An 11,491-nucleotide genomic window follows, 5' to 3' on the forward strand; every position below is an offset into this window, starting at 1 on the left:
TTACCAATATTCAAAGTATTTCACCTCTTTACCGCCATCCTCGCGCATGCGGGGATCTTAAAGATATTAGACTTGTGCTTGTGTCGAATGGAAACATCCGACACAAGATTAATACTTTTTTATCAATTCAAATATACATAGGTAATTCCATCCCCGCCTCTATCTGCATGCTCATCTTCCATCCGGTTTACCTGACTATACTTTCGCAAATATTCTCGAATCATTTTCCGCAGTATGCCATCACCTTTTCCATGGATTAATTTAATTGATGGAAACCCAAGCATAATGGCTTTATCCAGGTATTTTTCTACCTCGTGCAAGGCATCTTCTGTACGCTTTCCACGAAGATCCAATTCTGCCCTGAAGCCCGATACAGCATCATTCATGCGCCCGGCAAAAGAGTTTGCGCTGCTTTGAATTACTTTTTTTGCCTCCTTATTGCTTACTTTTTGCACACGGTTCTTTTTAACCGTCGATCGTAAATCGCCAATAGCTAAAATCAGTTCATTGCGGTTAATCTCTAAAACTTGCCCAAGGGTTTCGCTATCAGTAAACTTTACTAAATCGCCAACCTCAATCTCTCCGCCAACAACAACTTGTACTGGTTTAGGCCGTTCTTTTGGAACAGTATTTTTTACCAGTTCCTTTTGCAAATTCTGGCGGAGTTCTTTAGTAACCTCCTTATCGGCCTGTTTCTCTTTAATTTCAGCAATGGTATTCTCAACCAGTTTATTGGCATTTTTAATGATGTTCTGTGCCTCCTGTTTTGCCTCTTTAATCAGTATTTTTCTGTTTTCCTCTAAGAAGCTTTTTAACTTTTCATTCTCAGCAACCAGGTTTTTGGCCTTATTCTGCTGATTGGCTAAACTCACTTTGGCATCATAAACATTTTTCTTTTCACGTTCCAAATCAACAAGCATGGTATCTACCCTATTTTGATTCGATCCTGTTTTCTCTCTGGCCAATTGAATCACCTCTTTGGGCAAACCAATATTCTGGGCAATTTCAAACGCATAAGAACTACCAGGTTTGCCCATTTCTAAAATGTAAAGCGGTTTCATTTTTGCGTTATCGAAAAGCATAGATGCATTTTCCAAACCTGGTGTATTGCCTGCAAAAAGCTTTAAGTTAGAATAGTGGGTAGTAATTACACCCCTAACTTTTTTATTGTTCAATACCTCTAAAACAGCTTCAGCCATTGGGCCGCCAAATTGCGGGTCGGTACCAGTTCCAAACTCATCAATCAGTACCATCGTTTTTGGCGAAGCGTGCTCCACAAAATAGCGCATCTTTTTAAGGTGCGCACTATAAGTACTTAAATCACTTTCTATTGACTGATCATCACCAATATCTGCAAAAATATTTTCAAAAATCCCCACTTCACTATTGGCATCAACGGGTATTAACAAACCGGTTTGCAGCATAATCTGTAACAATCCAACGGTTTTCATACAAACTGATTTACCACCGGCATTCGGACCAGATACCAATACTACACGTGTTTCAGCATCAATATGAATATTTAAAGGAGTAACACTTTTCTTTTCAGCAGCAAATGATATCGATAAAAGCGGGTGCCTTGCATTGATTAATTTTGTTTTAGGTTCTTTTAACAAACCCGGCATTTCTGCCTCAATATCTAATGCAAACAATGCCTTTGCACGAACAAAATCCAACTTGGTAAGGAAACCATGATATGAAAGCAATAATGGCGAATATGGTCGTAAGTCGTCTGTTAAAGCAATTAAAATCTTGATTATCTCACGTCTTTTATCAAATTCTAAATCGCGCAGTTTATTATTTAAGGTAAAAACTTCTTCTGGCTCAATATAAACCGTTTGCCCGGTTGCAGATTCATCATGAACAAAACCCTTGAGCTTGCGTTTATTTTCTGCCAAAACCGGAATACACATTCTACCATCGCGTATGGTTAAACTACCATCGGCAACCCAATTATTTGCAATAGCTTGCTTGTAGATCGAATCCATGCGCTTACGCACATCCTGCTCTGCTTTTGAAATGGCTGAAGTAATTTCCTGCAGTTCTTTTGAAGCATTGGGCTTTATCTTTCCTTTGGCATCAATTACAGTTTCAATTTTACGAAGGATATTTTTTTCAATCGGTAAATGTTCAAATAAAGCTTCGAGCGTTGGGTAAACCTCTGCGCGTTCTTCAAAAAACCGAAGTACGGAGAAAACGGTATGCAGTGAAGTATAAACCTGAAACCACTCGTCTTCCAACAGATAAGTGCCTTCTACCCTGATCTTTTCGACCAGCGATTTGATATCAAAAAAAGTATTAATTTGTAAAGGCTCCTGATTTTGCAGGATACCCTTAAATTCGTTAGTTTGGCGTAAAAATTTATCAATTTGATCAAAACGGTTCATCACCTGCATCTTTTCCACCATCGTTTGTCCCATTGGGCTCAAACAATGTTTGCTGATCAGTTGCCTGATCTCCACAAAACCTAAACGTTCTAAACAGTTTTCGGGATATAACATATTATTGTACGAGTGCCGGAGCGGAGATTGTACTCATCACTTCCGATTTTTTTATATTTATAAGTGAATCGGCCTGTTTTTTCTTTTTAGCAATTTCTGCCAGTGCCTTTACTTTAGATAAAGAATCTGGTTTCATTTTTTTCCTGATCGCAATAGAATCGGCCTTAAATTTCTTTGCAATCACCAGCGAATCTGCCTTAAATTTCTTTTGTTTAATCATTCTATCGGCAATTTCAACCGCTTTTTTCTGCTTAACGAAAGATTTCTGGATATTCTTGTACATGGTTTCCAGCTCTTTAGGATTGGTATTGTACCAAATCAGGCTTTTGTTATATTCGGCAGAATCGGTTCCAAATTTCTTATAAATACCCTTATAATAGGCTGCTGCAACTTTTTTAGCTGAATCTACAACGTAAATAGTAGAAATATAGCCATCAACCATGTGCATATCGTATAAAATCTTTTCCATTTTATCAGGTTTAATAATGCCGTCAGGAATACCAGGTTTGCAACCAAACCATAATATAGCTGTCATTAAAACCCATATTAATCTTTTCATGCTGAATTAAAATATTATTTTTTGCCCAAATTGCGGCAAGGTTATTAATTTTACCAAAAATAGTTATAAATGAGCATAGCTGATAATCTTAAACAATATAAAAGCGAAGTTGAATCAGATGGGGTTAAACTGATAGCCGTTTCGAAAACACAATCAATAGAATCAATTTTAGAAGCCTACAATGCTGGTCAGCGCATCTTTGGTGAAAACCATGTGCAGGAAATGGTTGATAAGCAGGCGCAACTTCCTAACGATATTGAATGGCACTTAATTGGGCATTTACAAACCAATAAAGTAAAATATATTGCCCCTTTTGTACAACTGATCCACGGTGTAGATAGTTTAAAACTACTCCAGGAAATTAACAAACAGGCAGCAAAAAACAAACGTGTAATAGATTGTTTATTACAGGTTTACATTGCAGATGAAGATACTAAATTCGGACTTGGTTTTGATGAAGTAATCGAATTGCTACGCGATGAGGCCTATGCCGAATTGAAAAACATTCGCATTGTTGGGTTAATGGGAATTGCCACAAACACTAAAAATGAGAAACAGATCACTATAGAGTTTCATGAGTTAAAAGTATTTTTTGATGGCCTTAAAGTGAGTTTTTTCCGCAAGCACGATGCTTTTAAAGAGATATCGACTGGAATGAGTGCTGATTATAAACTTGCGATTGAAGAAGGGAGTACAATGGTGCGTATTGGTAGCAGTATTTTTGGAAAAAGGATTATCAAACATTTCAAAAGTGACATTTCAGCCAACTAATATGGATTTTAACATCAGATTTGCAACTGCAAATGACTGCCCAAGAATACTTGAACTGATTAATGAACTAGCGGTTTATGAACGTGCTCCGGAAGAAGTGACAGTAACTTTAGATCACTTTATAGAAGCTGGCTTTGGCAAGCAATCGGTTTGGAAAGCCTACGTTGCAGAAGTAAACAATACAATTGTTGGTTTTGCCTTGTATTATACCCGTTATTCTACCTGGAAAGGTTGCAGATTATACCTTGAGGATTTTATTGTAACTGAAGAATTCAGGGGAAAAGGAATTGGAAAAGTATTATTCGAAAAGGTTATGGAAGAAGCCAAAACCGGCAACTATAGTGGTATGGTATGGCAGGTATTAGATTGGAACGAGCCCGCAATTAACTTTTATAATAAATACAAAGCACATTTAGAGAGCGGATGGTTAAATGCAGCTTTCTCTAAAGAACAAATCAAGGCATTTTAATATGGATATTTTTAAATTTGGTGGTGCCTCGGTAAAAGATGCAGATGGTGTAAAAAATCTGGCAAATATAGTCCGCGATTACAAAAAAGGAAATTTACTGATTGTAATTTCGGCGATGGGCAAAATCACTGATCAATTAGAGAAACTTACCCATGCTTTTTTAGCGCAAAATGATGAGGCACACGCCATTTTTGAGGAGATTAAACATTTCCATTTCAACATTATAGATCAACTTTTTCAAGGTAAACACCATCCTGTTTATGATGATGTGGCCAATACATTTGTAGAAATTGATTGGTTGATTGAAGATGAGCCGGATAACAATCCTGATTATATTTATGATCAGATTGTTTCTATCGGAGAAGTGGTTTCTACCAAAATTGTAGCCGCTTGGCTAAATGAAACTGGTAATAAGGCTTTATGGGCTGATGCCCGCAACTATATCCAAACCGATAATACCTACCGCGAAGGAAAAGTAGACTGGCCTAAAACCAATCAGATTATTCAAAAAGATTTATTGCCACTTTTGAGTGATAATATTATTGTAACACAGGGTTTTATTGGTGGCACCAGTGAAAATTACACCACAACCTTGGGTAGAGAAGGCTCAGATTATTCTGCCGCTATATTCGCTTCTTGCTTAAATGCCGCCGCCTTAACCATTTGGAAAGATGTACCCGGCGTATTAAATGCAGATCCAAAATGGTTTGATGAAACCGAAAAAATTGCGCAGTTATCCTACCACGATGCAATTGAGCTTACTTATTACGGCGCAACGGTAATACATCCAAAAACAATAAAACCACTTCAAAACAAAGGCATACCGCTATATGTAAGGTCATTTATCCAGCCAGAAGGATCAGGAACAGCAATTACAAAAGATAATAATCCATTGCCTATCCCCTCTTTTATTTTTAAAGTAAACCAGGCATTGATTTCGATTTTCCCGAAAGATTATTCCTTTATTATAGAAGAAAACCTGAGCAATATTTTTGAACTTTTTCATAAACATAAGATCAAAATCAATACTATGCTCAACTCTGCCATCAGTTTCTCAGTAAGTGTTGATGATCATCCTAAACAGATTGAAAAATTGATTAACGACCTTTCTGATGAGTTTACAGTAAAATACAATAAAGGGCTTGAATTGGTAACCATCCGCTATTATAACCAACAAACCATCGATCGTGTAACGGTTGAAAAAGATATTTTACTCGAAGTGAAAAGCCGCCATACCTGCCAAATGGTGATGAAGAATAAAACCGCTTAGCACCTGTTCATTGAGAACATTAAATGTATTCGTCTTTTGGACCGCAATGGAGAAACCTATCTAAATTAGATTTCTCCACATTATTGCACCCGATAGCTATCGGGCCCGGTCGAAATGACAATCTCCTTTGAAATGATATTTAGATATGAACAATAAACTTTTAGCCAAAACAGTACAAGATTATATCAACGCAAATTTAAATGCAGATGTAAATCAGATTGCTTTAGCTAAAAGTATATTTGAGGGCATTACTCCTGGAGAATTGGCAACGCAAATCGCTGCCAAAAAAAAATCAGAAAAGAAATTACCAACCTGGTTCAATACCGAAAATATCTATTATCCCCCACTACTCTCTATAGAGCAAACTTCTTCTGAAGTTACTGCTCAATACAAGTCAAAACTGGTTAAGGGAGATACCCTCATCGATATTACAGGTGGATTTGGAGTGGATGCCTACTACTTTTCAAAAAAGCTGAAAGCCGTCACCCATTGCGAAATTAACTCCGAATTATCAGAAATCGCAAAGCACAATGCAAAGTTATTAAAGGTTTCCAACCTTGAATTTAAAGCTGAAGATGGCATTGCTTATTTATTAAACAATGATATACATTTCGATACCATTTATGTAGATCCGGCACGCAGAGCTGAAAAAGGCAAAGTTTTTATGCTGAAAGATTGTACGCCCGATATTGTAATCAACTTAAACTCACTGCTTGAGAAATCAGATAGGATTATCGTAAAAACAGCTCCTTTACTTGATATTTCAGCAGGATTACAAGAACTCAACTATGTTAGCGAAATCCATATTGTGAGTGTAAAAAATGAGTGTAAAGAGCTTTTATGGATCATTGATAAAGGTTTTAATGGGGATACAAAAATTGTTGCGGTTACTTTAAATGCTGATCTCGAGAAAACTTTCTCTTTTAACTTTCCTGCAACACCGGGAGCGGTGGCCTTTATTGATAATTTGGCCATTGGCGATTATTTATACGAACCAGACGCAGCATTGTTAAAATCTGGAGCTTTTAATTTAATCCGGACAACATATCATCTTAAAAAACTACATCCCCAAACGCAACTTTTTACTTCTACGGAAATAAATGTTGATTTTCCTGGCAGGATTTTTAAAATAGAAGCCATACTAACCACAGGAACGCTGAAAAAACAAGAAAATTTAAAAGGCAATGTAATTGTTAGAAATTACCCTGCAAAGCCAGAAGATCTGGTAAAAAAGTACAAAATTAAAGCGGATCAAAATCAATTTTTAATTTTTACCAAACTCGGCAACGGAGAAAATACCATAATTAAAGCGTCAATCATTCAATATTATTAATGTAGTCTTAATTCCGAGCAAGTGCTACGCAGTTGAAAACCACAGGCCCAGCGAAGCTAAACCTATTTAGAATAGATTGCTTCAGTATGATGAGACTCTGGCGGAAATGACCATTTTTAGTGCTTAAATGACATACCACTTAATACAAAAAGCCTCCTGAGTAGGAGGCTTTTTGTTGGTACAAAGAATTAATTAATATATTATTGCTTAAACTTTTTTTACGTTTACCGCCTGTAAACCTTTTCTGCCTTCAGCTACTTCAAATTCTACTGAGTCGTTTTCTTTTAAGCTTTCTATTCCACCTAAAACATCTTTAAAATGTACAAATAAGTCTTTATTGTCTTCTTGTACAATAAATCCAAAGCCTTTTTGAGTGTTAAAACACTTAACTTTTCCGGTTGCCATAAAAAAATAAAAAATTGTATAAAATAAATAAACCTTTTACGCTTTGATCAGCATTTCAGTCAACCGATTGAATAAAAATTGAATAAACCAACCAGTTTTAGCGTTAATATTGACACAAAACTACCAAATATAATAATTTACACATGGTATACAACCCGATTTTGGCCATTTAACAATAATGTTGCGTTTAAAAAGGGCATTCTCTTCTAATTATTTATTCGGTTGTGGTGTAGTACGTAAATAGGGTTTAACAACCTTGTGTCCTTTAGGAAATTTAGCCGGAATATCTTCTGTTTTAATGCTGTTCACCACAATTACGTCTTCCCCGTCTTTCCAATCGGCTGGTGTTGCCACACTGTAATTTGCAGTAAGCTGTAAGGAATCAATCACACGTAAGACTTCATTAAAATTTCTTCCGGTTGATGCAGGATAGGTGATCGTTAATTTTACTTTTTTATCAGGGCTAATTACAAATAACGACCTTACAGTTAATGTTTCTGAGGCATTCGGGTGGATCATATCATAAAGATTAGCCACAGTTTTATCAGGATCGGCAATAATCGGAAATTCAACCGAAGTATTTTGAGTTTCGTTAATATCATTAATCCAGCCCTTATGCGATTCTGCTGTATCAACACTTAATGCTAAAACCTTAACATTTCTTTTCTCAAACTCATCTTTCAATGCCGCAGTTCTACCCAATTCTGTTGTACAAACAGGGGTATAATCAGCAGGATGAGAAAATAATACTCCCCAGCTATCGCCTAAATAATCGTAAAAATCTATTTCTCCAATAGAGGTATTGGCCTGGAAATTTGGTGCGGTATCGCCTAATCTTATACTCATGATAGTCTATATTTTATATTGATTAAAACAAATTTAAACAATAGTATACTAAATACATAGACATAATATTATTTTAGGACATCTAAATTATAAATGCAACAAAAAACCCTGAAGATAATAATCCACAGGGTTCAAGAATATTAATTTATTTGGGGTATAATTAATTATAAGCTTTGATCATGAATACATAATCTTGTAATTTCTCAATCTGTTTCGTTCGCTTTAAGCCAGACAGGGCACTTTTTTTATTCGCTGAGAGTTTGTTCTTACCTAAGGAATCTTGAGGAATAGCCCTCATCGCCTCTAAAATATATCTAGACTTAACAGCAAATGCTGCACCTTCAGTTTGATCAGGTTTACTACTGATAATTCCAACCAAATTACCGTTATTATCTAAAACCGGTCCTCCGCTATTTCCTGGATTTACAGCAATGGCCACCTGGTATTGCGTGGTATCGCCTACAAATCCATTTTTAGAACTAACATAACCTTCGCCTAAAACTGCATCATCTTTCGGATAACCTAAAGTATAAACCATTTCACCAATACTACTGGTACTTTTTTTAATGGTATAAGGTAATGAAGAAAGATTATCGAAATTTTTATCACTGATTTTAAGAATTGCAATATCGTTCTGAGGATCGGTATAAACAGATTTAACTTTAAACGACTCACCCCTGTTGTTTTGCACATAAAGTGAATCTGCACCGTTAATTACATGCAAATTGGTTAAGATATAACCATTTGTAGAAATGGCAAACCCGGTACCGCCTACACTATTCTGAACAGCGGGCTTTCCGACGGCCGCAGAGGTGCTGTTTATTTTCCTGATTAAACTATTCTGTGTTTTTATGGCTTTATTAACCTGACTACTTAACAACACCAATTGCTCTTTTTGCCTTGTGTTATGCTGTATCGAATATACTGAAACCAATGACAACACCAGAAAAGAAGCAGCAACCGCTATGGCAGATTTATGTTTACGCCATAATTGAACCACACGTGATGGATGCGGCCTTAATGTTGTGGCTAAATGTGCTACATCAATTTCTGAATGAATTTGATTAAGCTGATCTTTCAACCGCAATTGCCCGGCAAACGCTCCCATAGATTCTAAAAAGAACTTATGCGAAACCACCTTATGATCTACTGTGGCATCATTGCGACGTAACTGTTCAAAAGCTTCAGTTTCCTGTGCGTTAAGTTTACCTAAAAGATAATCTTCAATAATTGCATCTAACTCCAAATCGTTTCTCATTTCAATTATTATGGTTGAAAAAATATTTTCTTTAACCGTTGCAGGCACTTGTATTTCTGTGTTTTTGCGTTATCAGTATTGGTATAGCCAAACTTTTCGCAGATATCCTGCATGGATAAATTGTGAATATAAAAATCCTGAATAATGGTTTTACAGGGTTCGCCCAAATGATCGAGTGCAGACTGCATTTTAACAAATTGCAGGTCTTTCTCTTCATGCTGTTCTACATCTTCTTCAACAGCAAATACATCTTCATAATCGGTAATATTGCCTGCCTTTTTACTATTTAAGCTTAATTTCTTTAGCCAAATACGCCGACAAACCGAATAAATATATGTTTTCAGTTTGCTGCTGAGCTCAAAATTGCCTTCCTTAATTTTGTTATATAAAATAATAATAGCTTCTTGATAAACGTCTTTTGCATCATCTTCATCCCCGTTATTGTTGAGGATGAATTGCAAAATCATCGCATAATAAGCCTTGTATAACTTGTTAAGTGCATCTTCGGAGTTATTTAGAATACCTAAAATAACCTCTCTATCTGTTGGAACTGAACTCTTTAAACTGTTATTCACTAGTTAATACATTTTTCGATAAATAGTAACCCAATATTAGACAAAAAAATATTTATAGCTACTATAATTGCTTAATACAAACTTAACCCATACGGTAACCCAAAGCAGTGGGAAAAAAATATTTTAACTTTTTTAAAAATTATCGGGTTACCTTTATACCTTTGCGGCATTAATAAGAAATTAATTACTTAAAAAAATTCAAAAAATGAAAAATGCATTCAAATTAGGCTTTTTAGCTTTAGCTTTATCTTTATCAGTTGTTGCTTGTAACTCAGAAAAAAAAGCTGAAGGTGCTGATACTACTTTAACTGATTCTTCTACTATCGTTACTGATACTACTGCAAAAGATACTACAGTTAAAGATTCTACAGTGAAAGATACTACTGTAAAAGCTACTACAACTACTACAGAAGAAGTTAAACACTAGTTTAATTTTACTCATAAAAAAACGGCTTGAAGATGCCTTCAAGCCGTTTTTTATTTTTATTTCATTTTTTTTTATTTTTTTGGGTTACCTTTTTAAATAACCCGTATTAAGAGATAAATTAATTAATTACTTAAAAATACTCAAAAATGAAAAATGCATTCAAATTAGGCTTTTTAGCTTTAGCTTTATCTTTATCAGTTGTTGCTTGTAACTCAGAAAAAAAAGCAGAAGGTGCTGATACTACTTTAACTGATTCTTCAGCTATCGTAACTGACACTACAGCAAAAGATACAACTGTAAAAGATTCTACAGTAAAAGATACAACTGTAAAAACTACTACAGAAAAAACTGAAGTTAAACACTAGTTTACCTTACCCATATAAAAAGCCTCTTGATGTTAAATCAAGAGGCTTTTTTATTTTTTATACAAAATGGGTTACCTTTTTATCTTTTGAGTATAAACAGTATATTTTAACCTAAAACAAAGATCAAAATGAAAAATGCATTCAAATTAGGCTTTTTAGCCCTAGCTCTATCTTTAACAGTTGCTGCTTGTGGCGGTTCAGACAAAAAAGCTGAAGGTGCTGATACTACAGTTACTGATTCATCTACAATTGTTACTGATACTACTAAAGTTGACACGGTTGTTAAAGATTCTACAGTAAAAGATACTACAATTAAAGCTACAACTGAGAAAACTGAAGTAAAACACTAGTTTAATCAACTAATTATAATAAAAAAGGTCGCGATATTAATATCGCGACCTTTTTTATTATACAAAAACGAATTAATTTTTGAGTATTTTGTATAAATTAGTAAATAATTAATTTTAGAACCACAACAAAACACAAAAACATGAAAAATTTATTCAAATTAGGCTTTTTAGCTTTTGCTTTATCATTATCCGTAGCTGCATGTAAATCAGAAAAGAAAGATGGTGCTGCAGATTCTTCTACAGTTGATTCAACAGTTGTTGATACTACAGTAAAAGATACTACTATGAAAGATAGCATGGCGAAAGACACTGCTAAAATGGACAGCACTAAAAAAATGTAGTTTTAGCAACACCTATTTTAA

14 protein-coding genes are annotated in these 11,491 nt (G+C 35.1%); 8 read left to right on the top strand and 6 right to left on the bottom strand.

Annotated elements, in window-relative coordinates; all coding sequences use genetic code 11:
- Positions 1–122: 122 nt before the first annotated feature.
- On the bottom strand, positions 123–2,501 hold the full coding sequence (locus ASE74_RS17075) for an endonuclease MutS2 (RefSeq protein WP_055911537.1): 2,379 nt from the start codon (positions 2,499–2,501) through the stop codon (positions 123–125).
- Position 2,502: 1 nt separating this feature from the next.
- The gene (locus tag ASE74_RS17080) at positions 2,503–3,060 is read right to left on the bottom strand and encodes a DUF4296 domain-containing protein (RefSeq protein ID WP_082458827.1); all 558 of its coding nucleotides are present in this window, start codon (positions 3,058–3,060) and stop codon (positions 2,503–2,505) included.
- A 69-nt stretch (positions 3,061–3,129) separates the two neighbouring features.
- On the opposite strand from ASE74_RS17080, the gene ASE74_RS17085 reads away from it, so the two are divergent.
- The 4 genes from ASE74_RS17085 (at position 3,130) to ASE74_RS17100 (ending at position 6,903) form a co-directional block, all read left to right on the top strand.
- Positions 3,130–3,831: a YggS family pyridoxal phosphate-dependent enzyme gene (locus ASE74_RS17085; RefSeq protein WP_055911544.1), complete on the top strand. Its 702-nt coding sequence runs from the start codon at positions 3,130–3,132 to the stop codon at positions 3,829–3,831.
- A gap of 1 nt (position 3,832) precedes the next feature.
- On the top strand, positions 3,833–4,300 hold the full coding sequence (locus ASE74_RS17090; protein WP_055911549.1) for a GNAT family N-acetyltransferase: 468 nt from the start codon (positions 3,833–3,835) through the stop codon (positions 4,298–4,300).
- 1 nt (position 4,301) lies between these two features.
- Entirely contained in the window at positions 4,302–5,570 is a 1,269-nt protein-coding gene (locus ASE74_RS17095) for an aspartate kinase (protein ID WP_055911552.1), read from the top strand.
- A 145-nt stretch (positions 5,571–5,715) separates the two neighbouring features.
- On the top strand, positions 5,716–6,903 hold the full coding sequence (locus ASE74_RS17100) for a class I SAM-dependent methyltransferase (RefSeq protein WP_055911555.1): 1,188 nt from the start codon (positions 5,716–5,718) through the stop codon (positions 6,901–6,903).
- A gap of 207 nt (positions 6,904–7,110) precedes the next feature.
- Here the strand turns inward: ASE74_RS17100 and ASE74_RS17105 are convergent, their stop codons facing one another.
- The 4 genes from ASE74_RS17105 to ASE74_RS17120 all read right to left on the bottom strand — a co-directional run bounded on the left by ASE74_RS17105 (position 7,111) and on the right by ASE74_RS17120 (position 9,987).
- Complete coding sequence (locus ASE74_RS17105) at positions 7,111–7,308, bottom strand: cold-shock protein (protein ID WP_055911558.1); 198 nt, start codon at positions 7,306–7,308, stop codon at positions 7,111–7,113.
- Positions 7,309–7,518: 210 nt separating this feature from the next.
- Positions 7,519–8,154 (bottom strand): peroxiredoxin, encoded by a 636-nt coding sequence (locus ASE74_RS17110; RefSeq protein WP_055911562.1) that lies wholly within the window; start codon positions 8,152–8,154, stop codon positions 7,519–7,521.
- 160 nt (positions 8,155–8,314) lie between these two features.
- On the bottom strand, positions 8,315–9,412 hold the full coding sequence (locus tag ASE74_RS17115; protein ID WP_055911565.1) for a S1C family serine protease: 1,098 nt from the start codon (positions 9,410–9,412) through the stop codon (positions 8,315–8,317).
- Positions 9,413–9,420: 8 nt separating this feature from the next.
- On the bottom strand, positions 9,421–9,987 hold the full coding sequence (locus ASE74_RS17120; RefSeq protein ID WP_055911568.1) for an RNA polymerase sigma factor: 567 nt from the start codon (positions 9,985–9,987) through the stop codon (positions 9,421–9,423).
- 205 nt (positions 9,988–10,192) lie between these two features.
- On the opposite strand from ASE74_RS17120, the gene ASE74_RS17125 reads away from it, so the two are divergent.
- From ASE74_RS17125 to ASE74_RS17140, 4 genes are all read left to right on the top strand, one after another.
- A complete protein-coding gene (locus ASE74_RS17125) occupies positions 10,193–10,414 on the top strand; it encodes a hypothetical protein (protein WP_055911571.1) in 222 nt (73 codons plus the stop codon).
- 146 nt (positions 10,415–10,560) lie between these two features.
- Complete coding sequence (locus tag ASE74_RS17130) at positions 10,561–10,779, top strand: hypothetical protein (RefSeq protein WP_055911574.1); 219 nt, start codon at positions 10,561–10,563, stop codon at positions 10,777–10,779.
- Between the two features lie 128 nt (positions 10,780–10,907).
- The gene (locus tag ASE74_RS17135; protein ID WP_055911576.1) at positions 10,908–11,129 is read left to right on the top strand and encodes a hypothetical protein; all 222 of its coding nucleotides are present in this window, start codon (positions 10,908–10,910) and stop codon (positions 11,127–11,129) included.
- Between the two features lie 140 nt (positions 11,130–11,269).
- Positions 11,270–11,470 (top strand): hypothetical protein, encoded by a 201-nt coding sequence (locus ASE74_RS17140; protein WP_055911580.1) that lies wholly within the window; start codon positions 11,270–11,272, stop codon positions 11,468–11,470.
- The last annotated feature ends 21 nt before the right edge of the window (positions 11,471–11,491 follow it).

It is taken from the genome of Pedobacter sp. Leaf216, from assembly GCF_001421515.1.
Taxonomy (GTDB): Bacteria; Bacteroidota; Bacteroidia; order Sphingobacteriales; family Sphingobacteriaceae; genus Pedobacter.